This is a genomic window from Shewanella jiangmenensis, assembly GCF_018596335.1.
Classification (GTDB): Bacteria; Pseudomonadota; Gammaproteobacteria; order Enterobacterales; family Shewanellaceae; genus Shewanella; species Shewanella jiangmenensis.
Genome location: NZ_JAHEPS010000004.1, coordinates 286,826 through 312,394, shown reverse-complemented (window position 1 = coordinate 312,394; position 25,569 = coordinate 286,826). Strand labels below are relative to the sequence as shown.

Annotated in this window: 25 protein-coding genes; 16 read left to right on the top strand and 9 right to left on the bottom strand. The window is 56.0% G+C overall.

Features of this window, described 5'->3' with window-relative positions:
• Positions 1 to 3 precede the first annotated feature (3 nt).
• The gene (locus KJI95_RS12410; protein WP_214507519.1) at positions 4 to 201 is read left to right on the top strand and encodes a DUF2970 domain-containing protein; all 198 of its coding nucleotides are present in this window, start codon (positions 4 to 6) and stop codon (positions 199 to 201) included.
• An 80-nt stretch (positions 202 to 281) separates the two neighbouring features.
• Here KJI95_RS12410 and KJI95_RS12405 read toward each other — a convergent pair whose 3' ends face one another.
• The 9 genes from KJI95_RS12405 to KJI95_RS12365 all read right to left on the bottom strand — a co-directional run bounded on the left by KJI95_RS12405 (position 282) and on the right by KJI95_RS12365 (position 9,388).
• Positions 282 to 1,124, bottom strand: a complete 843-nt coding sequence (locus KJI95_RS12405) for a Dam family site-specific DNA-(adenine-N6)-methyltransferase (RefSeq protein WP_214507518.1) — start codon at positions 1,122 to 1,124, stop codon at positions 282 to 284.
• A gap of 53 nt (positions 1,125 to 1,177) precedes the next feature.
• A complete protein-coding gene (locus KJI95_RS12400) occupies positions 1,178 to 2,647 on the bottom strand; it encodes an ATP-binding protein (protein ID WP_214507517.1) in 1,470 nt (489 codons plus the stop codon).
• 13 nt (positions 2,648 to 2,660) lie between these two features.
• Positions 2,661 to 3,740 (bottom strand): 3-dehydroquinate synthase, encoded by a 1,080-nt coding sequence (gene aroB, locus KJI95_RS12395; RefSeq protein WP_214507516.1) that lies wholly within the window; start codon positions 3,738 to 3,740, stop codon positions 2,661 to 2,663.
• A 6-nt stretch (positions 3,741 to 3,746) separates the two neighbouring features.
• The gene (gene aroK, locus KJI95_RS12390) at positions 3,747 to 4,262 is read right to left on the bottom strand and encodes a shikimate kinase AroK (protein WP_214507515.1); all 516 of its coding nucleotides are present in this window, start codon (positions 4,260 to 4,262) and stop codon (positions 3,747 to 3,749) included.
• A gap of 227 nt (positions 4,263 to 4,489) precedes the next feature.
• Positions 4,490 to 6,544, bottom strand: a complete 2,055-nt coding sequence (locus KJI95_RS12385) for a type IV pilus secretin PilQ (RefSeq protein WP_214507645.1) — start codon at positions 6,542 to 6,544, stop codon at positions 4,490 to 4,492.
• Between the two features lie 21 nt (positions 6,545 to 6,565).
• Entirely contained in the window at positions 6,566 to 7,081 is a 516-nt protein-coding gene (locus KJI95_RS12380; protein WP_214507644.1) for a pilus assembly protein PilP, read from the bottom strand.
• Positions 7,081 to 7,719 carry a type IV pilus inner membrane component PilO gene (locus KJI95_RS12375; RefSeq protein WP_214507514.1) on the bottom strand — a complete coding sequence of 213 codons (639 nt, stop codon included), beginning with the start codon at positions 7,717 to 7,719 and terminating at the stop codon, positions 7,081 to 7,083. The genes KJI95_RS12380 and KJI95_RS12375 overlap by 1 nt, the downstream gene beginning before the upstream one ends.
• The gene (locus KJI95_RS12370) at positions 7,716 to 8,321 is read right to left on the bottom strand and encodes a PilN domain-containing protein (RefSeq protein ID WP_214507513.1); all 606 of its coding nucleotides are present in this window, start codon (positions 8,319 to 8,321) and stop codon (positions 7,716 to 7,718) included. Before KJI95_RS12370 ends, KJI95_RS12375 begins: the two co-directional genes overlap by 4 nt.
• On the bottom strand, positions 8,309 to 9,388 hold the full coding sequence (locus tag KJI95_RS12365; protein WP_214507512.1) for a pilus assembly protein PilM: 1,080 nt from the start codon (positions 9,386 to 9,388) through the stop codon (positions 8,309 to 8,311). Before KJI95_RS12365 ends, KJI95_RS12370 begins: the two co-directional genes overlap by 13 nt.
• A 185-nt stretch (positions 9,389 to 9,573) precedes the next feature.
• On the opposite strand from KJI95_RS12365, the gene KJI95_RS12360 reads away from it, so the two are divergent.
• The 15 genes from KJI95_RS12360 (at position 9,574) to KJI95_RS12290 (ending at position 25,547) form a co-directional block, all read left to right on the top strand.
• Entirely contained in the window at positions 9,574 to 12,153 is a 2,580-nt protein-coding gene (locus KJI95_RS12360) for a penicillin-binding protein 1A (protein ID WP_214507511.1), read from the top strand.
• Positions 12,154 to 12,258: 105 nt separating this feature from the next.
• Complete coding sequence (locus KJI95_RS12355; RefSeq protein WP_214507510.1) at positions 12,259 to 13,203, top strand: calcium/sodium antiporter; 945 nt, start codon at positions 12,259 to 12,261, stop codon at positions 13,201 to 13,203.
• Positions 13,204 to 13,394: 191 nt separating this feature from the next.
• Positions 13,395 to 14,099, top strand: coding sequence for a tetratricopeptide repeat protein (locus KJI95_RS12350; RefSeq protein WP_214507509.1), 705 nt, complete (start codon positions 13,395 to 13,397; stop codon positions 14,097 to 14,099).
• 68 nt (positions 14,100 to 14,167) lie between these two features.
• Positions 14,168 to 15,244, top strand: coding sequence for a sensor histidine kinase (locus KJI95_RS12345; RefSeq protein WP_214507508.1), 1,077 nt, complete (start codon positions 14,168 to 14,170; stop codon positions 15,242 to 15,244).
• Between the two features lie 11 nt (positions 15,245 to 15,255).
• Positions 15,256 to 15,852 carry a response regulator transcription factor gene (locus tag KJI95_RS12340; RefSeq protein WP_214507507.1) on the top strand — a complete coding sequence of 199 codons (597 nt, stop codon included), beginning with the start codon at positions 15,256 to 15,258 and terminating at the stop codon, positions 15,850 to 15,852.
• Between the two features lie 63 nt (positions 15,853 to 15,915).
• Positions 15,916 to 17,991 (top strand): ATP-dependent DNA helicase RecG, encoded by a 2,076-nt coding sequence (gene recG, locus KJI95_RS12335; RefSeq protein WP_214507506.1) that lies wholly within the window; start codon positions 15,916 to 15,918, stop codon positions 17,989 to 17,991.
• Between the two features lie 139 nt (positions 17,992 to 18,130).
• On the top strand, positions 18,131 to 19,324 hold the full coding sequence (locus KJI95_RS12330; RefSeq protein ID WP_250885798.1) for a DUF3014 domain-containing protein: 1,194 nt from the start codon (positions 18,131 to 18,133) through the stop codon (positions 19,322 to 19,324).
• 212 nt (positions 19,325 to 19,536) lie between these two features.
• On the top strand, positions 19,537 to 20,241 hold the full coding sequence (locus KJI95_RS12325; RefSeq protein ID WP_214507505.1) for a beta-ketoacyl synthase chain length factor: 705 nt from the start codon (positions 19,537 to 19,539) through the stop codon (positions 20,239 to 20,241).
• A complete protein-coding gene (locus tag KJI95_RS12320; protein ID WP_214507504.1) occupies positions 20,234 to 21,061 on the top strand; it encodes a lysophospholipid acyltransferase family protein in 828 nt (275 codons plus the stop codon). The genes KJI95_RS12325 and KJI95_RS12320 overlap by 8 nt, the downstream gene beginning before the upstream one ends.
• Positions 21,058 to 21,318 (top strand): phosphopantetheine-binding protein, encoded by a 261-nt coding sequence (locus KJI95_RS12315; protein WP_214507503.1) that lies wholly within the window; start codon positions 21,058 to 21,060, stop codon positions 21,316 to 21,318. The genes KJI95_RS12320 and KJI95_RS12315 overlap by 4 nt, the downstream gene beginning before the upstream one ends.
• A gap of 3 nt (positions 21,319 to 21,321) precedes the next feature.
• The gene (locus tag KJI95_RS12310; protein WP_214507502.1) at positions 21,322 to 21,570 is read left to right on the top strand and encodes an acyl carrier protein; all 249 of its coding nucleotides are present in this window, start codon (positions 21,322 to 21,324) and stop codon (positions 21,568 to 21,570) included.
• Complete coding sequence (locus tag KJI95_RS12305; protein WP_214507501.1) at positions 21,570 to 22,130, top strand: COG4648 family protein; 561 nt, start codon at positions 21,570 to 21,572, stop codon at positions 22,128 to 22,130. Before KJI95_RS12310 ends, KJI95_RS12305 begins: the two co-directional genes overlap by 1 nt.
• Positions 22,131 to 22,148: 18 nt before the next feature.
• Positions 22,149 to 23,531, top strand: coding sequence for an AMP-binding protein (locus KJI95_RS12300; protein WP_214507500.1), 1,383 nt, complete (start codon positions 22,149 to 22,151; stop codon positions 23,529 to 23,531).
• On the top strand, positions 23,524 to 23,889 hold the full coding sequence (locus KJI95_RS12295; protein WP_214507499.1) for an ApeI family dehydratase: 366 nt from the start codon (positions 23,524 to 23,526) through the stop codon (positions 23,887 to 23,889). Before KJI95_RS12300 ends, KJI95_RS12295 begins: the two co-directional genes overlap by 8 nt.
• Entirely contained in the window at positions 23,889 to 25,547 is a 1,659-nt protein-coding gene (locus KJI95_RS12290) for a glycosyltransferase family 2 protein (protein ID WP_214507498.1), read from the top strand. Before KJI95_RS12295 ends, KJI95_RS12290 begins: the two co-directional genes overlap by 1 nt.
• The last annotated feature ends 22 nt before the right edge of the window (positions 25,548 to 25,569 follow it).

Sequence of the window (25,569 nt, the reverse complement as noted above, 5' to 3'; positions counted from 1 at the left end):
AAGGTGTTTAAACGTCTGCTGCGGGTATTTTCAAGTACCATAGCCGCATTTTTCGGGGTGCAGAGCGACGCACGCCGCCGTGAAGACTTCAGCGACAGCTCTCCAATCCCTTTTATTGTGATGGGGCTGATACTCGCAGCATGTCTCGTCGCCGGACTGATTTTTCTGGTTAATCTGGTGCTGTCATCCCAGGGTGGGTAAACCAAATCGCACTGTGTAACAGTTCAGTTTAAACAGTGGCCTCAGTGCACATATCAACAGCGGCCCCAGCCCGTTATCCGCTAGTCGAGCGACTCGATGTGATAGGTCTCGTCGTACAGCGCCATCAATTCGTCCACCTTATTACGTGAACTGCCTTTTTGGCTGATGTTGCGCTGCACCTTAACGGTTTCCAGCCGGGCACCATGGTACAGCTCGCGGGTCAGTGGAATATCATGGTTGCTGATAAGCACGGGTATGCCGCGCTCAATGGCGGTATGGCGCGAGTGACGGGCGAGCAGCGCCTGGTCGTCGAGGGTAAATCCCGCCCCTACATAGGTCGTGAAGCTCGCGGTGGTCGACAGCGGCGCATAGGGCGGATCGCAGTAAATCACATCGCCGGATGTTGCCATGGCAAAGGCCTGCTCGTAACTCACGCAGATAAACTCTGCCTTGGCGGCCTTTTTGGCAAAGGCGCGGATTTCCTGCTCGGGGAAGTAGGGCTTTTTGTACGAGCCGAAGGGAACGTTAAATTCACCCTTACGGTTATAGCGGCACAGGCCGTTGAAACCATGGCGATTGAGGTACAAGAAATACACAGAGCGGCTGAAGGGATCGCGACTCTTGTTAAAGCGTTTGCGGATGTCGTAATAGGCATCTTTGGCATTCATTTCATCGCAAAACAGCGCTCTTGCCGCCTGAATGTAGGCATCAGGCTGCTGCTTCACTATCTGATAAAGGCTAATAAGATCCTGATTAATATCGCAAAGAAGATAAGACTGATAGTCAGTGTTCAAAAACACCGAACCGGCGCCGACAAAGGGTTCAACCAGACGCTTTCCCTTGGGCAAATGCTGACGAATGTCTTCCATCAGTTTGAATTTGCCACCGGCCCATTTGAGAAAGGCCCTTTGTTTAATCGTCATGGTTGGGAAGGTCGCCGGCAGAAAGAAATATGAAGCCCCTGATTGTACTTCGTTTAATTTGAAATTTCACCGCCGGATACATCGGCGATGGCCTTGTAGCGACCGAGATCCTTCCAGGCGCGCACCCAGGGCTTGGCCACGCCGTAACGTTGCGACATGGCTTCCGCCGCCGCATTGGCCTCTGCCTGACTGGCATAATTGCCGGCGAAAATCACCAGCTTATCCTTGTAACCGGCAAGCTTAAGCCCACTTTCGCTGGCATAGTGCTTCAGCACCGCATCGGCGGACTCACGCTTGCCGACAGTGGCAAGTTGCAGAGTGTAACCGCTGGCGGGCAACCCTTCGGCGAGCACATCTCTTTCACTCCAGACCGGCGCGGATACCAGAGCAGAAGAAATCGCAACCTCTGCATCTGGCTTAGCTGCGGTTTTAGCCGCAGTTTTAGCTGGAGCGGCTTTTGTGTCTGCCTTTTTCGATGCCTTGTCAGCGGCAGATTGAACCTTGGCTGAACCCGCGTTGGCGGCCAGGGTATCGGCGGTTTCAACGCCGGCCAGCACCCTGGCTTCGGCAAGCGCCGCCACATCGGCCATTTCCTGCACGAGTTCATTATGCTTTGCCTCGGCAAGCTCGGCCTCCAACGCCTTAAGCGCGGCCTGACGGCCGGCAAAATAAGGCTCAAGCCGCCACTTGGCGAACGGCGCAAGCTTATCGGTTGCGGCAAACACCGGCGACTTATCATCAATCTCATCGCTTGGATGGGTTTGCAGTAAATACCAAAGCGCAGCCGTGACCACCAAAGTGATGGCAGCGGCCACCCCAAACTGCCACAGCGGCTTGCCTGACTGGGCGTCGGCGGTATCCGGTTTCAGCGCCTTTTCAAGCAGGGCTATGACTTCACCCGGCAGCCCATGCTGACTTTCAAGCTGGGATTTGACTATGTCGCGGGGGACGTAAGGCACATCCTCGGTGCGGCTCATCAGGGTGTAATACAAAGCTTCGCGCTCAGACTGCACCAGCGGCTCAATCTCAATCGGCAGCATCAGCTCACGCTGCGTGGCATTGAGCTGCTGATACAGTTCGCGTGCATGCTGAGGCGTTGAGGTTAACGTGATGGCTATTGGCCTGCCGCCGATACGCTGGCGTGACAGCAACAGACACTCAGCCCACAACACTGTGGGCATGTGGTGCGCATCATCAATCAGAATATGAACGGGTTTTTGCTGTCTGGCGCGAAAGCGCGCCAGGGTATCGGCCAGCGGCTCCTCGTCGTCAAACAAGGGATCGGCAAGAAGCTGGATCAGAATTTTACGGCGGATTTCGGGGGCGTCAGCGTGCATAGGGCACACCACCAGCGCGGCGTTGTACTCTTCCTGCTCGCTCACCAAGGCAGTTAACAGGGTCGATTTGCCTGCACCTTCCTCGCCAAGCAACACTACCAGTTGCTGGCTATAGCAAGCCAGGTGCTGCAGCCTCAGCAGCAGCGCCTCTTGCGATGGAAGTAGTACAGAAAGCGAAAACGCCATTGTTCACCCACGGTCAGGGGCGGCGAATGACCTCGGCCAGCTCGACCTCGGTGGCCCGGCTGCTGACTTCGGCCCGGCCAATACCCAGGGGCAATACCAGCCTCAGCTGGCCGCCGAGCACTTTTTTGTCTCGCCGCATATGTTTGATGAAACTGTCAAAGTCCATGGACTCCGGAGCCCGGACGGGTAAATCGAATGCCTCTATCAGCGCAATAATGCGACAAAGAATTGACTCGTCGATTAACCCCAGTGTTACCGAAGTTTGTGCAGCAAGGACCATGCCAGCCGCCACTGCCTCGCCATGGAGCCAGTTACCGTAGCCCATTTCGGCTTCAATGGCATGGCCAAAGGTATGGCCAAGATTGAGCAGCGCCCGCTCGCCCTGCTCGGTTTCATCCCGCGAGACTATGTCTGCCTTGATGGCGCAGCAGCGGGCGATGGCCTCGATAATGACATCCTGCTCAAGCCGTTTAAGGGCATCGACATTGGCTTCAAGCCAGGCAAAAAACTCGCTGTCCCAGATGATGCCGTATTTGATGACTTCAGCCATACCGGCAGCAAACTCACGCTTGGGCAGGGTTTGCAGGCACTGGGTGTCGATAATAACCTGCCGCGGCTGATAGAAGGCACCTATCATATTTTTGCCAAGCGGGTGGTTTACTGCAGTCTTGCCGCCAACGGAGGAGTCCACCTGCGACAGCAAGGTTGTGGGAATTTGAATGAAATCTACGCCACGCTGATAGCAGGCGGCGGCAAATCCGGTCATGTCACCAATAACACCGCCGCCCAGCGCAATCAGCACGCAATCGCGGCCATAGTTACGCTCAAGCAGGGCATCAAATACCAGATTGAGGGATTCAAGGGTTTTATATTGCTCACCGTCGGGCAGCACCACAGAGGCTACCTGAGCGGCAGCTGCGGACACCTGGGCGCTGATGAGCTCAAGATAGAGAGGTGCGACTGTCTCGTTACTGACAATCAGCACCTTCTTGCCTCTCACCCAAGGGGCCAGCAATTCGGGCTGCGCAAACAAATTCGGGCCGATGTGGATAAGGTAACTACGATTTGCCAAATCAACCTGAATTTGTTTCATAAGCGCTTAGAATCCCAGTTGTTCGATGATTTGATTGGCGACCACTTTGGCACTCTGGTCGTCAGTTTTCACCACCAAATCCGCAATCTCTTCGTAAAGAGGATTACGGGATTCAGCGAGTCGCTCCAGCACAGAGCGCGGGTCATCAACCTGCAGCAGTGGCCGGCGCTTGTCACGCTGGGTCCGGGCGACCTGTTTGTCTATGGTCGTTTCAAGATAAACCACAATGCCACGGGCGGAGAGGAAGTTGCGGATATCTTTGCTTTGTACAGAACCACCGCCTGTAGCCAGCACAATACCCTGTTTTTCTGTGAGATCGGCTATAACCTGCGCCTCTCTGCGACGGAAACCTTCTTCGCCTTCAACATCAAATACCCAGGCGATATCGGCGCCGGTACGGCTTTCGATTTCCTGATCCGAGTCGTGGAATTCCAAGTGCAGCATTTGCGCCAGATGACGACCTATGGTGCTTTTACCTGCGCCCATAGGGCCTACGAGAAAAATATTACGTTTTTCAGCCATTTCGTGTACGTCTGAATCTTTTATGAATGATCTGCCTATGCCGACTCTGTGAAGAGACGACGATCTCAGTACCTTGCTCTAAAGAGACTTGACCGAGGATTATCTCAGCAGTGGCGGTACAAACGCAAGTCACGATGCGGCGAAAGCCTGATAAATTGCCCTGCGGACTGGAAAGAAAGAGGCCAGCAATGGCTGGCCTCTGTGTAAATCTGCTCTGGTAAGCCGGATTAGATTTTTTCAGTCACAATCTTGGGCGTCACGAAAATCAGCAGTTCCTGGCGCTCATTCTTGTCTGAGGTGTTGCGGAACAGGAATCCCACCAGTGGAATGTCGCCCAGCACCGGTACCTTGCTCACGCGGCTAATCAGGTTTTGCTGATAGATACCGCCAAGAACAATGGTTTCACCGTTATCGACCAGCACCTGAGTGCCGATACGCTGGGTATCGATTGCCACGGCGCGGCCGGTCGCGGTATCAACTGTTTCACCGCGGCTGTCCTGGGTAATTTCCAGATCCAGAATAACCCGGTTGTCAGGGGTGATTTGTGGCGTTACCCGCAGTGACAGCACAGCCTTTTTAAACTCAACTGTGGTTGAACCGCTGGATGAGGCAGACACGTATGGAATTTCCACACCCTGCTCAATATAAGCCGCTTTCTGGTTTGAGGTGGTGATACGAGGGCTTGCGATAATCTCACCCTTGTTTTCCTGCTCGAGAGCACTCAGCTCCATGTCCAGCACTGTACCATCGGCCAGTTTGGCAACATGGAAAGCGATACTGGCAGCGTTGGTTGGCGCAGGCAGGTTCACGTTCAGGCGATCGTCAATCGATGGCACCACACCATTGGCAATGTTACCGGCGCCTTCCAGCGAGCCAGACGTACCTTTGGTGCCTTGCTGATCGGTAACGCCCCAACGGATCCCCAAATCTTCCGCCACGTTATCTTTCACTGTCACCATGCGTGATTCAATCAGTACCTGACGGATTGGGATATCCAGCAGTTCCAGCATACGGCGCACGTTGAGCAGGGTTTCTGAGGTGTCTTTTACCAGCAAGGTGTTGGTACGCTCATCCACCGCGACACTGCCACGCTCGGTGAGCAGGCTTGAATCCTTGCTCTTGAGCAGCTCGGCGATGTCTTTGGCCTTGGCGTAGTTAATCTGCATGTACTCAGAGTACAGCGGCGCCAATTCCTGGACTTCCTGCTGATTACGCAGCTCCATGCTTTCACGCACGGCCAGCTCTTCAGCCGGAGCAACCATCAGGATATTGCCTTCGATACGCTTATCCAGACCTTTGGTTTTCAGGATCAAATCCAGCGCCTGATCCCATGGTACATCGTCGAGCACCAGGGTGATATCGCCGCCGACCGAGTCACTGGTGACCAGGTTCAGGTTTTGATAGTCAGCGATAAGCTGCAATACAGCTCGCACAGAAATGCGCTGAAAGTTCAGCGACAGCGTCTTACCGTTGTAGGTCTTTTCAGGCTTGATGGAGGTTTTACGCACCACCTTGTTCATCGACAGCTTGAACTGGCTGGCTTCCTGCAGGTAGTTGTATTCATACTCGCCACCTATATCCAGCTGGATACGGGTTAACGTACCATCTTTGAACGTCTCAAAGCTTTTAACTGGGGTGGCAAAGTCCTGCACGTCCATGACGTACAGCATGTCCTGCGGAATATCAGTGTTGTAAAACTTAACTTCGAGTTTGGCACCGATTTGCTCGACGTCGGCCGCGACTTTGGAATTGTTGAGCTGCACAATCAAGTCACCCCCGCCGGCACTGTTGCGGCGAAAGTCGATGTTTTTCACTTCATTGCTGCCAGAGTCTGAAGCGGCGGCTGGCGCTGAGGTGTCGACCATGGCGTCGTTAACTGTCAGGCGATAACTGTTACCAACAACGGCGCCCTGATAGGGCAGCACCTTGCTCAAATTCACCGCCACAACCAGATCGGTATCCTGCTGCGATGTCGTCAGGGCTGTTACACCACCGCGATTTACCGCAACATCGGCCTTGGTCATACCGGAGACACTGTCATCAAATGACAGCAGAATTTTGGCCGGAGAGGCATTCAAGTTAATTTCGGGCTCGGTTATGGGGTTTTCGAACACCAACTCCAACTCCAACTGGGTATCAATCACTGAGTGATACTTAACATCGACCAGTCGGTTAGCGGCTAACGTTGCCGTCGATACGCCAAAAAACAACGCGATTCCTACCAGAGACTTCACCAATCCCTGATTGGTGATGCGTGTCATGAACGCGGCAGAAGATTCCATCATTCCCTCATCCTTCGCAGGTTATTCTCCGGCCAGTTCCAAGGTGCTTGGGCGCTCAGCCCAGCAACCGGAACCGTCCGGGATTAATTCTATTACTTCGACATTCAGCGGAGTGATTTTCGTAATACGGCCATGGTAAAGCCCTAAATACTCACCCACACCCAAGCGGAACACATTGCCTTCATTGGTCTGGATTAATGCCCAGATATTCTTATCCCGCTTCAACGTGCCGCGCATGGTCAGGTTATCCAGCGCATAGGTTTCCAGTCTTCCTTTGCGACGCTTCAAATCAGGCTGAGTACAGTTTTTGGTCAAATCCACCGACTCGTCAGACAACTCGCGGGAAGGGGGCACAAAGGGGCTGCGAAGTAATTCCGCCTGGTACACAAAGTGCTCAAATACCGGTGGCTTTGGCAGTGGTGGGATTTTGGCAACGTGCTGAGCCTTTGTTGTAGTAACAAATAGTTCCAAATCACTGCGATCGCCAACACAGCCGGTCAAAAACAACAGAGACGCCATCAAAGATAAATATTTCATCATTGCTTGGCTCCCTGTACAGGTTTGCCGTTAGCATCCTTTTCAGGTGGCAATTCGGCGCCTTCCTTGAAGCGGTAGGTCTTGGCGAGAATGTCCATTGTCAGGGTTTCGCCATCCAGATTTTTGATCACGAAATCATGCAGACTCACAATCCGCGGCAACTTGGCGACACCGCTGACCATATGGCCCATCTGGTGATAGTTACCGCTTACCACCATCTTGATTGGGAACTCGATATAGAAGTCGCGCTGAATCGCGCCTTCCCAATCCAGACTCTCAATATGAAGGCCGGAATCGGTCGCAACAAAGGTGACGTCGTCCAGCAAACCATCCATTTCGTTTTCGGATGGCAGCATTTTCAAAAGCTCGGCAAACTGGGCTTCCATTTCTTTAAGCTGCTCGCGGTAAAGCTTAAGGTTTGCCGCCAGCTGATACTTGCTTTGGAAGTCCTGACGAAGCTGCACCTCGGTGTTTTGCTCACGCTTAAGGCCATCAATGGCATCGGAAATAAACAGGAAGTAACCCGCCACGCCCACGCAGATGGTGAGCAGCAAGGCGAACACAAACTTAACCTGAGTGGGCCAACCACCAATGTTCTCAAAGTCGATATCGTTGAATTCGCTCAGATCCAGCTTCATTTGGCCGCTCCTTTCTTCGCTGCGGCTTTTTCTGCGGCGAGTCTTTCAAGCTCCCGAGCTGCCTTATCAACTACTGTCACCTTCAAGCTGAAGCGTTGTAACGTCCGGATGTCTTCATTTTCCGACACAATGCTTTGCATCACAGGGTCATCAAGCCAGGGCGATGTTTTCATCTTACGCATCATGTTGGCGACGTTGTTGTTGGACTCACTGCGCCCTTCAATCCACACCACTGTGCCCTTTTTCTCCACGCTTGAGAGATAAATACCAGACGGCACTACCCGCACCAGCTCATCGAGTACGTGGGTTGGCAGGTTTCGCGCCTGCTGCAAATCCAGAATGATTGCAGTGCGACGCTCAATGTCTTTCTTACGCTCGGTGATTTTCTTGATTTCAGCGATTTGCGAATCCAGCAGCTGAATTTCGGCCGTCAGGTAGGCATTACGTGCTTTCTGCTCATCGGTCATCATCTCGATAACCTGCAAACACACAAACACCAGCAGCGAGGACAGCAAAAACACCAGTGCCAGAGTGCCGATATAATCACGCTTTTGTTTTTCTCTGGCTTCTTCGCGCCAGGGCAACAGGTTTATGTTCGCCATTGACCATAGCTCCTTAATGCCAGGCCACAGGCAACCATGTATTTACTGATACTGGGTTGCAAGGTGGATTTAACGGATTCTTCGGCGTGCAGGCTGCCCTGAAACGGATCGGCAATCACGGTATGCACACCCAGCTCATTGGTCAGCAGGTTGGCCATCCCTTCCAGACGGGACGTACCGCCGCAAAGGGCGATGTAATCCACCTTGTCTTTGCCGGAAGAGGTGCAGTAAATCTGCAGGGTACGCTTAATTTGTTGCAGCAGCTGAGTCTGGAATGGCGACAAAACTTCGAACATGTAGTTGCGGGGCAAATCCCCTTCAACTTTGGCTTTTTCAGCCTGCTCGTAAGACATGCCATAAAATGACAGAATGGACTGGGTAAACTGCTCGCCACCAAACGCCTGCTCACGGATAAACACTGTGTCGCGATTATCCACTACCGCAAAAGTCGTCATGTTGGCACCAATATCCACCAGCGCCACCACTTTGCGATCGGCACCTTCGGGTAACTGGCCGTAGATAAGCTCAACCGAACGACCCAGCGCATAACCTTCAACGTCAACCACTTTGGCCTCAAGACCAACTTCGTCGAGGGAATCGACGCGGGCATCGATGTTTTCGGTACGACAAGCGCTCAGCAGTACATCGACTTTACTTGGGTCAATGCTGTTAACACTGAGGGTTTCAAAATCAATGCTGACCTCATCCAGGGAGTAAGGGATAAGGTTATCGGCTTCAATCTCGATTTGAGCTTCCATCTCAGATTCGTTCAGCGCTGCATCCATGTAAATGACCTTGGTCATTACGGCTGAACCTGACACCGCCACCGCAGCAAACTTACAATTTTTGGGAAGACTGCGCTTAATTTGGCGCAAACAATCCACCACAGCGGCAGAGTCACGAATATCGTGATCGTTCACGGCTCCTTTTTTAACAGGAGCTGTGGCATGACTTACTATTTTATAGCCATCAGCCGTCTTGCTCAGCAGAATCGCTTTGACTTCATGGGAGCCAATGTCGATCCCCACCATCTGCGGAGCCTGACGCTTCCATAGATTTGAAAGCATAGTCCATTGTCACTTTAGTTTTATAGGTTCAGAGATAGAGTAGCACAAAATCAACTCGTTATACTTATTTGTATAGAATGTTTATCCTTTTTACAATTGGCAATTTTTTGACGCTGCTTTTTACTTCACCCAAGCCAAATGGCCTTATATACTGTCGCTTCCGTCAACTATTTTGGAATAATCTGGTGAAGTGGCTGAAACGTATTATCATTGCCCTATTTAGTCTAGCCTTACTCGGTGTTGGCGCTATTGTAGCGGCATATTTTTATGTTTTGCCTGAACTGCCGGATGTCGCCACCCTCAAGACCATTCAGCTGCAAACGCCACTGAAAATATACAGTCAGGACGGCAAACTCATCTCCCAATACGGCGAAAAACGCCGCATACCAGTCAAGCTTGATGAAGTACCAAAGCCGCTGCTGCAGGCGTTTCTGGCCACCGAAGATGCCCGTTTCTACGAGCATCAGGGCATTGACCCGGTTGGTATTATGCGCGCCTTCACCGTGTGGGTTGCCTCGGGTGAAAAGAAACAGGGCGCCAGTACCATCACACAACAGGTCGCCCGAAACTTTTTTTTGACGCGCGATAAAACTATTATCCGCAAAATTAAAGAAATCTTTATTTCTTTTCACATTGAAGAATTGCTCACCAAGGATGAAATCCTCGAATTATATGTAAACCGCATCTATCTGGGTCAGCGCGCCTACGGTGTCGGCGCTGCCGCACAGGTGTATTTCGGTAAGGATTTGCACGATCTGTCTCTTGGCGAAATGGCGGTGATTGCCGGTTTGCCCAAGGCGCCATCCACCCTCAACCCGTTATCGTCACCCGAGCGTGCGCTGGCGCGTCGCAACGTGGTGCTGATGCGGATGCGTGAGGTCGGCTTTATAAACGACAGCGAATACAATCTCGCCCTCGCCGAGCCAATCAAAGCCGCTTATCACGGTGCCGAACTCGACCTGTATGTGCCATATGTGTCAGAAATGGCCCGCGACTATATGGTCGCCAAATATGGTGAAGAAGAAGCCTATACCGGTGGTTACAGCGTTTACACCACAGTGAGTTCAGATCTGCAGCAAAAAGCAGAGCTCGCGCTTCGCAACAATATCTATGCTTATGATGAGCGCCATGGCTATCGCGGCGCGGCAGAAGTGCTGTGGAGTGGTGATGCCCCCGCCACCGACGAAATTCTTAAGTTGCTGCGTAAAACCGCCAGAGTGCAGGACCTTGAGCCTGCCGCCGTATTAAGCGTGCAGGAGCTGCAAGCCACTGTGCTGCGCGCCAACGGCGAAACCATTACCTTGCCTTGGCAGGGCATTCAGTGGGCGCGCAAGTTTATTTCCGACACCCGCCAGGGCGGAGCGCCCAAAGCCGCAACCGAAGTGCTGAATGCCGGTGAGCGCATTTGGATCCGCAGCAGCAACGATGCCTGGCAACTTGCGCAGGTGCCTGAAGTTTCCAGCGCCATCGTGTCTATCGACCCGCATAATGGCGCTATCCGGGCTCTCGTTGGCGGTTACAGCTTCAGCCAGAGCCAGTTTAACCGGGCGACCCAGGCCAAGCGCCAGCTCGGCTCCAACATCAAACCGTTTATTTACGCCGCCGCCATGGAGCGCGGCTACACTCTGGCATCGCTTATCAACAACGCCCCGATTAACAAACCGGATTTGAGTATGGGCACCGCCTGGCGCCCGAAAAACTCTCCCGACATCTATACAGGCCCAACCCGCCTGCGGGTCGGGCTGGCGCAATCGGTCAACGTGATGGCGGTGCGGGCGCTGCGTCACGCCGGGCTAGATAACACCATAGATTTGCTGACCCGTTTTGGCTTTGACCGCAACGACCTGTATCGCAACGAGTCTCTGGCGCTGGGTTCTCCATCAGTCACGCCGCTGCAGGTTGTTACCGCCTTCTCCGCGTTTGCCAACGGCGGCTACCTGGTTGAGCCTTACTATATTGACCGGGTCGAAACCGCCAATGGTCAGGTGATTGAAAAGACCAAACCAACCCTGGCCTGCGAGCAAGCCACCCCGGCGCCAACCGAGGTTGCTGAGACTGGCGCCGAACAAAGCCAAGGGCCAACCTCAGTGGTTGAAGCCATGGCGGCCGCCGCCATCAGCGGCAATGCCACCGAGGCCCTCGTCAGCAAGACCGACGTAAACCAGTGCGGCGCTGAGGGCGTGCGTTATGCCAATCGGGTGATTTCTGAGCAAAACGCCTTCCTGATTGCCGAAGCGCTCAAGAGTGTGATTTGGGGTGGTGGCGACTTCAGTAAAGGCACCGGCTGGAACGGTACCGCCTGGCGCGCCGCAAGATTGCTTAAGCGTCACGACATTGCAGGTAAAACCGGTACCACCAACGAATCCAAGGACACCTGGTTCAGTGGCTTCGGCCCGGGTCTTGCCACCACGGTATGGGTGGGTTTTGATGACCATGCCCGTGAGCTTGGCAAGGTTGCCTGGAGCGCCAACGGTCCAAAAGATCAGATTTCCGGTGCCGAGGCAGGTGCCAAGACCGCAGGCCCGGCCTGGAACGAGTTTATGCTGATGGCGCTTAAAGATGTGCCTGAGCAGCCTACCATTCCGCCGGCCGGCATAGTGTCGGCACGGATTGACCTCAACTCAGGTAAGCTTAGCCGCCGCACAGATCATACCAGCGACTTTGAGTTTTTTGCTGCCGGTACTGTGCCGACCGAGTATGCTACCGGGCTTGAGCAAAACCCGACCAACCCACAGGAAACGCCGGCAGAAGATTTATTCCAGTAATACAACCGATTTTCTGCTGACCGGAGCAATATCCGGTAAAATCAAACAAGGCCCCGCACGTGCGGGGCCTTTGACCAACACCCGTAAATAAAGAGTGAAACCCAAATGTTAATCCTGATGTCCATTCTTGGTGGCTTTATCATCCTCACCCTGGGGGCCGAATCCATGGTGCGGGGCGCCTGCGCCATCGCACTGCGCCTCGGCATTGCGCCGCTGGTGATTGGTCTGACTATCGTCGCCTTCGGCACCTCGGCGCCGGAACTTGCGGTCAGCATTAAGTCGGCGCTGGCCGGTAACTCGGGCATTGCCCTTGGCAACGTGGTTGGCTCCAACATAGTCAACATCGGCCTTATTCTCGCCATCACCGCCCTGATTAAGCCTATCAAGGTGCAATCCCAGATGGTTCGTCGCGACATCCCCTTTATGGTGGCAGTTTCAGCCCTGCTGCTTTTTACCGTGATGGATGGCGAAGTCGATGTCATCGACGGTCTGGTGTTTCTGGCGCTGTTGGCGGCTTATCTGGTTTACAGCTATCGCAGCGGCGATGCAGATGACTCAGACGCCGATATCGAAGAAGTCGAAAAAGGCCCGAAAAACCCTCTGCTGGCAGTGGTAATGATTGCTGTGGGTATCGGTATGTTGGTTGGCGGCGGCATTTTGTTTGTTAACGGCGCCGTAGAGCTCGCCCGCCATTTTGGCGTCAGCGAAGTGGTGATTGGTCTGACTATAGTCGCCATCGGCACCAGCATGCCAGAGCTGGTCACCTCTGTGGTTGCCGCCATCAAGGGTGAGAGCGATATCGCCATCGGTAACGTGGTCGGCTCCAACATCTTCAACATTCTGGCAATCCTCGGCATTACCTCACTGCTGCACCCCATCAGCAGCGCCGGTTTCAGCAACGTGGATTTCGCCGTTATGCTCGGTTTTGCCGTTATATTGCTGCCACTGGCCTGGACCGGTCTGCGTATTGGCCGCCGCGAAGGCGCATTGCTGCTGGTCGCCAACCTGGTGTACATGGGTTATCTGGTGCAAAACGCCACCGCCGCCTGATGCGTACTTAGGTATCCAAGGCTCCTTCGGGGGCCTTTTTTATTGGCCCTCTTCTTTAAATCAGTTCCTCCTTTTCAAATTCAGTGACATTTGTCACCCCGGATTGATGACCTTTGTGCCTGCAGTAATCAGGTGCCACTTGAGATACTGGCCTCACCTGATAGGCAGGTAACTAACATAAGGACATCACCATGACATCATTGACTCAAAAATCATTGGCTCAGAAATCACTGGCTCTCGCCCTCTCGCTGTCGACGCTGCTGAGCATTGGTGCCCATGCCGCCAGCATCAGCGACATTGACGATGCCATGAACCGCATGGACGTGCAGGCACTTAAAACACTGACCGACAGCAGCGACGGCTACACCAAGGCCTATGGCGCCTACCGCCACGCCGTGGCAAGCGGCGTGATGGGCAACAAGGCCGAACAATCCCGCAGCGCTGATTTGGCCGCTGGGCTGCTTGAGCAAAGCGCCAATGACGACGTCGAGGCCAAGGTGCTGCTGGCCGCTGTGCATGGCCTGCAGATAAGCGTGAACCCAACGCTCGGCGAATCTCTGGGCCGGAAAATCCAGCAACTGATTGCCGATGCCAAACAGCAGGCGCCCGATAATCCCCGCCTCGCCCTAATTGAAGCGGCCAACGCCTTTTATACCCCGGTTGCCTTCGGCGGCGGCGAGCAAAAAGCCCTGACGGCACTCGATCAGGCCATCAGCGGCTTTAAGCAGCCCTGCACCGAGATTTGCTGGGGCGAGGCCGAAGCCTATACCTGGCGCGGGCTTATCTATCAGCAGCAAGGGCTTAAAGACAAAGCTGCCGCGCAGTGGCAACAGGCACTGAAAGTCGACCCCAACTACGGCTGGGCCACCTATATGCTGGCTGAAAGCAAACGCTGAGCGCACCCGGCTCAATTTACAACCTCAGGTAAAGCCGTCATGATGACGGCCTTGCCCAAGGAGTGGACATGAAAGACCCGATTGAACTCGAACACCGTCTGGCCAAATACTATCTGGCCAACCTGGTGTTTTACTTCCTGCCTTTGCTGTTATCCAAACCATCCACGCTGGATGTGGCAATAAGTCTGGCGCTGATGGTGCCCTTTCTCTACGGCTATTTTCGCGCCTACCGCAGCAGCCGGGCCACTGCCTGGATGCCTATCCTGCTGATGACCCTGTGCGGCGCGATCGCGACCCCCTTCAACAGCGGCTCTATGTCACTGTTTTCGTTTGCAGGCTTTTTTATCGGCTTTTTTTACCGCGGCAATACTTACCTGTTGTGGCTGGCGGGCATGGGCGCACTGATGCTGGCGCTGCATTGGGTGCTTGGGTTCAATAACTACTATTTCCTGCTGTTTGGCGGCGCCATTACCCTTGGCATCAGTTTGATTGGCTTGGCGCAGGCCAAGCGCGAAGAGGCCAAGCGCGTGCTGGCACAGAGCGAAACCGAAATCCGCCGCCTCGCTCAGGCGCTGGAGCGCGAGCGCATTGCCCGCGATCTGCACGACATCATGGGCCACCATCTGGCATCCATTGCATTAAAAGCCGATTTGGCCTCGCGCCTGCTTGCCAAGGGCGATCACGACAGTTGCCGCAGCGAGCTTAACGACCTCACCCAAATCGCCCGCGACAGTCTGGCCCAGGTGCGCGCCGCGGTTGGCCAGTACAAACGCAAAGATATTGCCGACATCATCAATGACCTCGGTCAGCGCCTGCGGGAAAAGGGCCTCGGGGTCGACATCAGCGGCGACCTGCCCGAAATGAGCGCCGCCCTTGAGCGCGAACTTGGGCTCATCCTGACCGAACTGGTGAGTAACATTTTGCGCCACAGCGATGCCGGTTATTGCCGCATTCAAACCACTCAGCGCCAGGATAACTTGATTATTGAGGTTGCCGACGATGGCAAAGCGGGCAAGATTGACGAAGGCAACGGTCTTAAGGGCATCCGCGAGCGGCTGGCCGTTTTCAGCGGCACGTTACACATCGACACCCAAAGCGGCTTTCACGCCAGCATAGTGTTACCGCTGGCAAAGATAGAAAAGTAAGGAAAACACGGATGAACATCCTGCTCGCAGAAGATCAAAACATGGTGCGCAGTGCGCTGGCCGCCCTGCTGAAACTCGAAGGCGATGCCAAAGTCACCGAGGCCTGCGATGGCGACGCGGCGCTGAAGCAACTTAAACAGGGCCAGTTTGACCTGCTGCTCACCGACATCGAAATGCCCGGCTACACCGGTATCGAGCTCGCCGAATGGGTCAGAGACAATCGCCCCGAGCTTAAAGTCATCATTATCACCACCTTTGGCCGCGCCGGTTACATCCGGCGCGCGCTCGAAGCGGGGGTCACCGGCTTCTTGCTCAAAGATGCCCCCATCGAAGAGCTGCTCGATGCCATCAACCGGGTGATGGCGGGGCGCAAGGTGATAGACCCGGAGCTTGCCATGATGGCCCTCGGTGACAAAGACCCGCTGTCAGATAAAGAGCGGCGGGCGCTGCGGCTTGCTCAGGAAGGCAAGAGCACCGCCGAAATCGCGGCGCAGCTGTTTATCGCCGAAGGCACGGCGCGCAACTATCTGTCCGAAGCCATCAGCAAACTTGGCGCCGCCAACCGGGTCGATGCCGCGCGCATCGCCGCCCAGAAGGGCTGGCTCTAAGTTGCTCCGGCAGAATTCTCTGTTAGTATATGTATAAATTCACAGTAATCCGGCGCCAAGGCATTGCAAAGACTGGATCTTGTTCCCGTAACCGAACTCAAGGGCGTGGCCGCCCGAGTGGCAGAAAGGCTCAGCAAACTGGGGGTTAATACCGTCCAGGATTTGCTGTTTCACCTGCCGCTGCGTTACGAAGACAGAACCCGGATTTACCCGATTGCCGAATTAATCCCCGGCACTCAGGCCACTATCGAGGCCGAAGTGATTTCCAGCCAAATCGTCAACGGCCGCAAGCGCATGCTCACCTGCAATGTGCGCGATGCCAGCGGCGGCCTGACACTGCGCTTTTTCAATTTCACCATGGCGCAAAAAAACGGCCTGCAGCCGGGTATGTTTATCCGCGCCTTCGGCGAAATCCGCACCGGCATGCATCAACTGGAAATCATCCATCCGGAATACAAACTCACCGCCCCCGGTGAGTCGACAAGCCTCGCCGATACCCTCACACCGGTTTACCCAACCACCGAAGGCCTGAAGCAAGCCAGCTGGATAAGGCTCACCGAGCAGGCACTGGCACTGCTCGAAGAAGGCGGCCTGCCGGAGCTTTTGCCAGAATCGCTGCAGCCCAACCGCTTGAGCCTGGCCGATGCAGTGCGCACCCTGCACCGCCCTCCTGCGGATGCCGAATTATGGCAACTTGAACAGGGCCAGCATCCGGCGCAGCAGCGATTGGTGCAGGAAGAGCTGCTCGCCCACAACTTAAGCATGCTGAAAATCCGCGAGCGCAGTAATCAGGACGCAGCCGAGCCACTGCCCGCCACCGGCCAACTTATTCCGCCGTTTCTGGCAAGCCTGCCTTTTGCGCCCACCAAGGCCCAGTCGCGGGTGGTGAGCGAAATCCACTTGGATATGGCCAAGGCCACGCCGATGATGCGCCTGGTGCAGGGCGATGTGGGCTCGGGCAAGACCCTTGTCGCGGCGTTATCGGCACTGGCCGCCATCGAAAATGGCTGTCAGGTGGCACTGATGGCGCCCACTGAACTTCTCGCCGAGCAGCACGCCACCAACTTTGCCCGCTGGTTCGAGCCCCTGGGGCTCAAGGTGGCCTGGCTTGCCGGTAAATTAAAGGGCAAGGCCCGCGCCCAGGCACTTGAAGATATCGCCAGCGGCGCGGCGCAAATGATAGTGGGCACTCACGCCATCTTTCAGGAGCAGGTGAGCTTTTCCCGCCTCGCGCTCACCATCATCGACGAGCAGCACCGCTTTGGCGTACATCAGCGCCTGGGCCTTCGCGAAAAAGGCATGCAGCAGGGCTTTTTCCCGCATCAGCTCATCATGACCGCCACGCCTATTCCCCGCACCCTGGCGATGACGGCTTATGCGGATCTCGACACCTCCATCATCGACGAACTGCCGCCGGGGCGTACGCCCATCACCACGGTCGCTATTCCCGACACCCGCCGCATGGACATCATAGAGCGGGTGCGAAAGGCCGCGCTGCAGGATAAACGTCAGGCCTACTGGGTCTGCACCCTGATTGAAGAATCGGAAGTGCTCGAGTGTCAGGCCGCCGAAGACACGGCCGCAGGATTAAAAGAAGCCCTGCCGGAGCTTGGCATAGGTCTGGTGCATGGCCGGATGAAGGGCGCAGAAAAGCAGGCCATCATGGCCGACTTTAAAGAGGGCAAACTGGATTTGCTGGTTGCCACCACGGTTATCGAGGTGGGTGTGGATGTGCCCAACGCCAGTTTGATGATTATCGAAAACCCCGAGCGGCTTGGGCTTGCCCAGCTGCATCAGCTGCGCGGCCGCGTCGGCCGGGGCGCGGTGGCAAGCCACTGCGTGCTGCTTTACAAGGCGCCGCTCAGTTTCACCGCCCAGTCGCGCCTCGGGGTGCTTCGCGAAAGTAACGACGGCTTTGTGATTGCCCAGAAAGATCTGGAGCTGCGCGGCCCCGGCGAAGTGCTCGGCACCCGCCAGACCGGCATAGCGCAGATGAAGGTGGCAGACCTGGTGCGCGATCAGGCACTTATTCCGCATATTCAAAAACTTGCACGGCACCTGATGTCACAAAACCCCGAACGGGTAGACGCCATTATCGAGCGCTGGCTTGGCGGGCGCGAGCAGTACGTGCAGGCTTGAGCCTAAGCCACCTGCGGCCCCATGGCACACCGCGCCGCTGATTAAATATTGTTTTTGTTCAGCCTCCAACTATGGACTTCCGACGCTGAACTGGGACAATGGAGGCCTTTGACCCCAAGTCTGAGCACGAGGAGCCAGGATGCAAGTCAATCCCGAAGACAGAATTTCACAGGCGAGCGACAGCCAAACCCCTGACAAAATTGAACCTGTGCTGGATACCACGGCTGCCAACACCGAGCCGGTCGTGACTATCAAGCCCGAGCCCGCTGAGCCGGCCATAGCGCTTGACGCCGACAACGCGGACAGCAAAACCCAAGCCGCCGCTGAGCGCAGCACAGCTGACAGCAAGGCTGAAAAAGCCGCAGCCAGCGAGCCTGCCATCAGCACCGAGGCTGAGCGTGCCCCTGCGCCGCTGATGACCGAGGCGCGGGTACATCACGACGCTGACAACCGCCAGCGCGGCACCCGCATGTCGGCGATTCTTATTCTGGCACTGATTGCCGCCATCGCCGGTTTGTGGGCCTATTTCAGCCGCACGCCCGAGCCAACCGGCGCCAATCTGCTGGAGCAAGGGCAACAGGCAAGCGAACTGCCCGCCGATATCAATGGCGGTCAAACCCTGACTCCAACCGAGCCAGTAATTGAAGAAACGCCGGTTGACCCCGGTCTTTCGACGCTGGATTTGGACGCGCCAGCGCAAACCGAATCGGAAAGTGCAAACAGCCTGCCGCAAACCCTGCCGCCACCTGAGCCTGTGCCGCCGCTGGAGCAAAGCGATGCCTTTGTTGCCGGTAAGGTAACCTCGCTTAATGGCGCGCAAAAACTTGGCCCCTTGCTGGCCCAGCAGGATTTGGTGCGCCAGTTTGTGGTGTTTGTCGATAACCTGGCGGTTGGCCAGCTTGCCCGCAAACAAAGCCCCGTGAAAGGGCCGCAGCAGAAGTTTGCCGTGAGCGACATTGGCAACAAAACCTTCCTCGACCCAGCCGGTTACGGCCGCTACGACCTGTACGCCAACATGCTCGCCGGCATGAGCGATGTACAGCTTGCAGCCCTGTATAACCAGTTGTCGCCGCTGCTCGAACAAGCCTTCGACGAGCTGGGTTATACCGACATTTCCTTCGCCGACCGCACCCAGCAAGCCATAGATCAGCTGCTGGAGGCACCGCTTGTGGATCAACCGATGGAGCTGCACAGTGTCAGCGTCAACTTCAAGTTTGACGATCCGGCGCTCGAAGCCCTGCCACCGGCACAAAAACTGATGATCCGCATGGGGCCAGACAACGCCCGCAAGGTCAAAGCGGCATTGCAGAAACTGCGCCCGCTGTTGCAATAATGTGTACAACTTAGAGTACTAGCCCCCAGACGCCATCAGGCCTCTGGGGGCTTCTGTTATCAGGGTGTTTTGAGATAGAATATTCAGTCCAAAAAATGACGGACAGCCACAGGGTTTCCGCCTGCCAACGATAACCGGACAACACACCTGCCCGATGCGGCTCAAGTGATGGATAACTTACGACGGCCGTTACGGGCGTCAGAGGCAAAGCAGTGCAATTAACTTTCAGCGTGATGGCGTGGGGTGGATGGTCTCCCGCTTATCAAGACAGGGACAGCTGGGCCCAATGGCAGAAATCACTTTCTCAGCCTGAGAGTGACATCAGCCCTGCCCTGGCACAGGTGCCCGCCATGCAGCGACGCAGGTTCAGTCGCTTAAGTCGCATGATGCTGGAAGTCGCCTTTCAATGTACTCCCCAATCCCAGTGCCGCAGCGTTTTTGCATCACGCCACGGCGAACTCAACCGCACCATCGAATTACTGCAAAGCGTGATCAGCCGCGAGCCCCTGTCGCCCATGGGGTTCAGCCAGTCGGTGCACAACACCGCCAGCGGCCTGTTCGGCATTCTCAATGACAATCGCGCCGCCTCAACGTCCATTGCCGCCGGCACCGAAAGCCTTTCGCAGGCGATGATTGAGGCCTACGCCCAGCTGTGTGACGATCCAAGCCCGCTGCTACTGGTGTTTGGCGACGACCCGGTGCCGCCTGTCTACAACGACTACACCGAAGAATATGAGCTGCCACTGGCGCTGGGCATGTTGCTGGCACCGCCAAAGGCCGGTCGGCCGCAGCTTAGTGTCAGCAAGGGCAATGCGCTCACACCCATCAGCTACGGCCAACTGCTTGCAAGCCTTGCCAAAGGCGAGAACTGCCAGGGCCACCTGTCGGGATTTGACTGGAGCCTGCAACATGACTGAGCAGGCCCACAGGCTCACAGGTACAGATCCCTGCCAGCGACGCCTGAGCGGGATTGCCTATGTGCCACGCTGGCTTGGTGGCATGCTGTGTTACGTCTGTTTTGGCCTCGGTGGCCTGCTGAGCTCGCTGACGATTCTGCCACTGCTTAAATACTGGCCCGGCGAGCGCGATGTGCGTATCAAGCGGGTGCAAAAAGCCGTGCACCTGATGTTTCGCGGCTTTGTGCGCATGCTCTCGGCGGCAGGCGTTATCCGGCTTTCGACCAAAGATATAGATAAACTCAGCCGCGCCGAGGCCATGCTGGTGATTGCCAATCATCCGACCCTGATTGATGTGGTGGTGCTGATAAGCCTGATGCCCAACGCCGGCTGCATCGTCAAACAGGGGTTGTGGCGCAATCCATTTTTACGTGGCGTAGTGTCGGCGGCGGGTTATATTCCCAATCGCGGTGCCGAACTGCTGCTGGAAGATTGCCGCGAAGTACTCGGCCGTGGCACCAATCTGATAATCTTCCCTGAGGGCACCCGCACCGTGCTTGGCGAGCAGATTAACCCCTTTGCACGCGGCGCGGCCAATATCGCGCTGCGTACCGGCAGCGATGTGTTACCCGTGTTGCTGCACACCAAGCCACCGGGACTGACCAAGCAGGACCCCTGGTGGGAAATTCCCCGCCGCACCATAGGCATGACAGTGGAAATCGGCATGCCGCTTAAGGTACTGGATTATCAGGACGGGGACGGAGGAGAAGCCAGGATGGCGAGGAAGCTGACAAGGGATATGGAAAATTATTATAAACAACGACTTGAAGTAGAATTATGACATTACAGGATCAAATCAAACAGCTCATCATCGATGCGCTGGACCTCGAAGACGTGACCATAGCGGATATAGATACCGAGGCTGCGCTGTTTGGCGACGGGCTGGGGCTCGACTCTATCGATGCGCTGGAACTGGGCCTTGCCATCAAAAAACAGTTTGATGTGAAAATTGAAGCCAACTCCGACGCCACCAAGGCCCATTTTTACAGCGTAGCGACGCTGGCGGCCTTTATCGAATCGCAGCGCGGTCAGGGGTAAGCCATGGATAATCGTGAGCAAATTCTTGAAAAGCTGAGCGCCATCCTGGTGGACGACTTTGAAATCGACGCCGATGCCATCAGCCTCGAAGCCAACCTGTATCAGGATCTGGATCTGGACAGCATAGACGCGGTGGATCTGGTGATTAAGCTGCAGCAGCTCACCGGCAAAAAAATTAAGCCGGAAGAGTTCAAATCGGTACGCACAGTGGAAGATGTCGTTAACGCCATCGAGGCGCTGGTTCAGGCCTGATGCGTGCGCTGGAGCTGCTGACCGCGGCGCTGCTGCTGGTGTATCCGCTGGCGGTCTGGTTTGGACTTACTTACCTGCCGCCCGGCATGCTGGCTGGCCTGCTGTGCCTGCTGTTACTGCTGCGGCTGGTGCTTAAGCGCCAACAACTGAGCGCCATGGCGCTGCCGCTGTTTGCCGGCATAGCCCTGTGCGCCGGCAGCCTGATAGCCAAACGCCAGGACTGGTTACTCTACTATCCGATAGTGATTAACCTGACCATGCTCGGGGTATTTGGTCAGTCGCTGCTGCGCGGCCCCAGCATGGTAGAGCGGCTGGCACGCCTCGGCGAGCCGGACCTGCCGGACGAAGCCATACCTTATCTTCGCCGGCTCACAGTGCTCTGGTGCCTGCTGTTTGTGGTCAATGGCGGCATGGCGTTTTATACCGCCCAATTCACCAGCCTGGAAATCTGGACTTTGTACAACGGCCTGATTGCCTACCTGCTGATGGGTCTGCTGGCTGGCGGCGAGTGGCTGTACCGCACTCTGGTGCTGAAAAAGGGGCGCCGGAAAAATGCATGACAAGTGGACTGTAACCGCATGAAATCTCTGCTCAAGGAATGGTTAGGCAAAGGCCCGGCGCCGGCGCAGCTTATTAGCTTCAACCACCACGACATTCTTACCGGCGCCCTGTTTACTACTCAGGTGCATCACCTGTGGCAGCGTCTGAATGACACCCCCGCCAAACGCTGGCTGCTCTCAAGCGAAAGCTCCGATTTGTTCGCCATCGGCCTGTGCGCCGGCCTGCTGGCGGGCAAAGAGCTGGTGCTGCCGCCCAATACCCAAAGCGGCACGCTGCAGGGGCTCGCGGCCCATATCGACGGCGTGCTGAGCGACGTTGAATTGCCGCTGACTGGCACAGAAAACGCTGACAAACCCTGGATTATGCTTAAAAAAGAGCTGTCTCAGCCAAAGGCGCCATGGCCGGATGTCAGCGCCAGCGGCAGCCTGACGCTCTACACCTCGGGCTCCAGCGGCGATGCAAAACCCGTACACAAAACCCTGTCGCAGCTCGATGCCGAAGTCAGCACCCTTGAAGCCACCTTTGCCGCCGCCCTGCCCCATTGCAGCGTGCTGGCCACTGTCTCCCACCAACACATCTACGGTCTGCTGTTTAAAATTCTCTGGCCACTCGCCGCCAGCCGGCCGTTTTTGAGTGAGCAGATTGAATACCCTGAAACCCTGAGTTACTACACGGCGCTTTTGCCAAACCTGTGCCTTATCAGCAGCCCCGCGCAGCTAAGCCGCCTGCCGGACGCGCTGGAAAACGAGCGCCAGCTGCACTCCCCAAGCCTGGTATTCTCCTCCGGCGGCCCTCTGAGTGAAGAAGCCGCCCACGGCATTCAGAAAGTCTATGGCAGCCTGCCGATTGAAGTGTACGGCAGCACCGAGACCGGCGGCATTGGCTGGCGCAGACAAGCCTCGGCATCCGAACCCTGGCAGGCCTTTCCCGGCATTGAGATAGCCAGCGCCGGCGATGGCGCGCTGCTGCTGCGCTCGCCTTATCTTGAACAGCCAGATAAACAGATGCGCTGCGAAGATAAAATCGCCATCGATGACAATGGCCGCTTTGTGCTGCAGGGTCGGCTGGACCGGATTGTCAAAATTGAAGAAAAGCGCCTGTCACTGGTGCAAATGGAAGCCCTGCTCGAGCGCCACCCGCTGGTGAGCCGCGCCGCACTGGTGCTGCTAACAGAGCCGCGCACTCAGCTTGGCGCGGTGGTCGAGTTATCTGCCGAGGGCAAGGCATGGCTTGCGACCAACGGCAAGCTGGCGCTCAATAATCAGCTTAAAGCCCATCTGCTCAGTGAATTTGAGCGGGTCACTCTGCCAAGGCGCTGGCGTTACCCCGATGAGCTGCCATTGAATCAACAGGGCAAGCGCGTTCACCAAACTTTGATTGAGCTGTTCACCCATGATTAAGTCATTGCTGCCACAGGTTTTGGCGCGCGAAGAAACTGAGATAGAGCTTAGGCTCAGGCTCGCCATCGATGCTGACCTGCCGTTTTTTAATGGCCACTTCCCGGGGCAAAGCGTGCTTCCCGGGGTGACTCAACTCGATTGGGCGGTGCGGTTTGGCTGCGAACATTTTGGTTATGATGCCAGCGTGGCAAGCCTTGAAGTGCTTAAGTTTCAGCAGCTGTTGCTGCCCGGCACCGAAGTGGATTTGCTGATAAGCAACAACGCCGCCAAGGGCAAACTCACCTTCGCCTACAGCGATGGCGAGCGCCGCTTTGGCTCAGGCCGCATCGCACTTGCCGTGAACAGCCGGGAGTCTTGATGCGCGTTGCTATCGTCATCCCCAATTACAACCACACCAACGCCATCGAGCGCACCCTCGAAACACTGGCGCCTTTGGGGCTGCCGGTATTTCTGGTCAACGATGGCAGCAACGAGGCCACCTGCCATCTGCTGATGGCCCTCGATGCCAAATACCCCTGGGTCACCCTGCTGCATCACCCTTTTAACCGGGGCAAGGGCGCGGCGGTAATGACCGGTCTGCGCGCCGCTTACAAAGCAGGCTTTACCCATGCGCTGCAGGTGGATGCCGACGGCCAGCACAATCTGGATGACATTCCGCGCCTGCTGATTGCCGCAACCGAGCACCCCGAAGCCGTGATTTCCGGCAAGCCAGAGTACGATGATTCTGTGCCAAAGGGCCGCCTCTATGGCCGCTACATCACCCATTTTTGGGTGTGGGTCGAGACCTTAAGCTTCGATATTCAGGACAGCATGTGCGGCTTTCGGGTCTATCCGCTTGCGGCCACTGAGGAGCTGTTTTTAAGCGAACAGCTTGGCGAGCGCATGGATTTTGATATCGAAGTGCTGGTCAAGCTCTACTGGCGTGGTGTCGATGTGGTGCATGTGCCGACAGCGGTAATTTATCCCGAAGACGGCGTCAGCCATTTTCAGGGCGTTGCCGATAACGTACGCATCAGCGCCCTGCACACCAAACTCTTCTTTGGCATGCTTAAACGCCTGCCAAGCCTGCTTGGCCGCGGCAGAAAGCAAACCCACTGGTCGTCCATCAGCGAGCGGGGCAGTTACTGGGGCATTAAGCTTTTGGCCGAGAGTTACCGCTTCGGCGGCCACTGGCTGTGCCGCGCCATTATGTACCCTGTGATTGCCTATTTCTTTATGACCGGCGGCGCAGCCCGCAAGGCGTCGATGGCGTTTCTTGAACGGGTACAGGCACTGGAGCCAAATCATCCAGGGCTGCAGCCTCGGGTCAGTTGGCGACACAGCCTCAGGCACTTCCTCGCCTTTGGCAATGCCGCCCTTGACCGTATCGATGCCTGGTGCGACCGGATTAAGCTGAGCGAAGTCGATTTCCCCGAGCGGGCGCTACTGGCAGACATGCTTGCGCGCGGTCAGGGCGGCGTGCTTTTGGTATCGCACCTTGGCAACCTTGAGCTTTGCCGCGCCATCTCCATCCACCAGCGCAAAGTCAAAGTGAACGTGATGGTGATGACCGCCAACGCCGAAAACTTTAACAGGGTGCTGAAGCAGCTAAACCCGGACAGCGACTTAAATCTCATTCATATCAATGAGCTGGACCCTTCTACCTCCATCATGCTGGCAGACAAAATCGCCGCCGGTGAACTGGTGGTGATAGCCGGGGATCGCACCGCCAGTGGCAATGCTGGCCGGGTAGTGGAAGTGCCCTTCCTTGGCGAAGCCGCGCCTTTCCCACAGGGGCCCTTTATTCTGGCAAGCCTGCTGGACTGCCCGGTGTTTCTGATGTTTTGCCTGCGGGAGCATGGCCGCTACCGGGTACATGTGGAGCCCTTTGCCGACACCCTCAAGGGCCCCAGAGCCGGCAGAAGTGAACGTATTCAAAACGCGGTCGAACGCTATGCCCAAAGGCTTGAGCATTACGCCCGCAAAGAGCCGCTGCAGTGGTTCAACTTTTTCGATTTTTGGCGCCGCGGCCAATGAGGCTTGGGCCCGGGCAAACGCC

Coding starts and splice junctions, on each gene's coding strand:
- KJI95_RS12405 (WP_214507518.1), bottom strand. CDS start 1,124: ATGACGATTAAACAAAGGGCCTTTCTCAAATGGGCCGGTGGCAAATTC.
- KJI95_RS12400 (WP_214507517.1), bottom strand. CDS start 2,647: ATGGCGTTTTCGCTTTCTGTACTACTTCCATCGCAAGAGGCGCTGCTG.
- aroB (WP_214507516.1), bottom strand. CDS start 3,740: ATGAAACAAATTCAGGTTGATTTGGCAAATCGTAGTTACCTTATCCAC.
- aroK (WP_214507515.1), bottom strand. CDS start 4,262: ATGGCTGAAAAACGTAATATTTTTCTCGTAGGCCCTATGGGCGCAGGT.
- KJI95_RS12385 (WP_214507645.1), bottom strand. CDS start 6,544: ATGGAATCTTCTGCCGCGTTCATGACACGCATCACCAATCAGGGATTG.
- KJI95_RS12380 (WP_214507644.1), bottom strand. CDS start 7,081: ATGAAATATTTATCTTTGATGGCGTCTCTGTTGTTTTTGACCGGCTGT.
- KJI95_RS12375 (WP_214507514.1), bottom strand. CDS start 7,719: ATGAAGCTGGATCTGAGCGAATTCAACGATATCGACTTTGAGAACATT.
- KJI95_RS12370 (WP_214507513.1), bottom strand. CDS start 8,321: ATGGCGAACATAAACCTGTTGCCCTGGCGCGAAGAAGCCAGAGAAAAA.
- KJI95_RS12365 (WP_214507512.1), bottom strand. CDS start 9,388: ATGCTTTCAAATCTATGGAAGCGTCAGGCTCCGCAGATGGTGGGGATC.
- KJI95_RS12355 (WP_214507510.1), top strand. CDS start 12,259: ATGTTAATCCTGATGTCCATTCTTGGTGGCTTTATCATCCTCACCCTG.
- KJI95_RS12350 (WP_214507509.1), top strand. CDS start 13,395: ATGACATCATTGACTCAAAAATCATTGGCTCAGAAATCACTGGCTCTC.
- KJI95_RS12345 (WP_214507508.1), top strand. CDS start 14,168: ATGAAAGACCCGATTGAACTCGAACACCGTCTGGCCAAATACTATCTG.
- KJI95_RS12340 (WP_214507507.1), top strand. CDS start 15,256: ATGAACATCCTGCTCGCAGAAGATCAAAACATGGTGCGCAGTGCGCTG.
- KJI95_RS12330 (WP_250885798.1), top strand. CDS start 18,131: ATGCAAGTCAATCCCGAAGACAGAATTTCACAGGCGAGCGACAGCCAA.
- KJI95_RS12320 (WP_214507504.1), top strand. CDS start 20,234: ATGACTGAGCAGGCCCACAGGCTCACAGGTACAGATCCCTGCCAGCGA.
- KJI95_RS12315 (WP_214507503.1), top strand. CDS start 21,058: ATGACATTACAGGATCAAATCAAACAGCTCATCATCGATGCGCTGGAC.
- KJI95_RS12310 (WP_214507502.1), top strand. CDS start 21,322: ATGGATAATCGTGAGCAAATTCTTGAAAAGCTGAGCGCCATCCTGGTG.
- KJI95_RS12305 (WP_214507501.1), top strand. CDS start 21,570: ATGCGTGCGCTGGAGCTGCTGACCGCGGCGCTGCTGCTGGTGTATCCG.
- KJI95_RS12300 (WP_214507500.1), top strand. CDS start 22,149: ATGAAATCTCTGCTCAAGGAATGGTTAGGCAAAGGCCCGGCGCCGGCG.
- KJI95_RS12295 (WP_214507499.1), top strand. CDS start 23,524: ATGATTAAGTCATTGCTGCCACAGGTTTTGGCGCGCGAAGAAACTGAG.
- KJI95_RS12290 (WP_214507498.1), top strand. CDS start 23,889: ATGCGCGTTGCTATCGTCATCCCCAATTACAACCACACCAACGCCATC.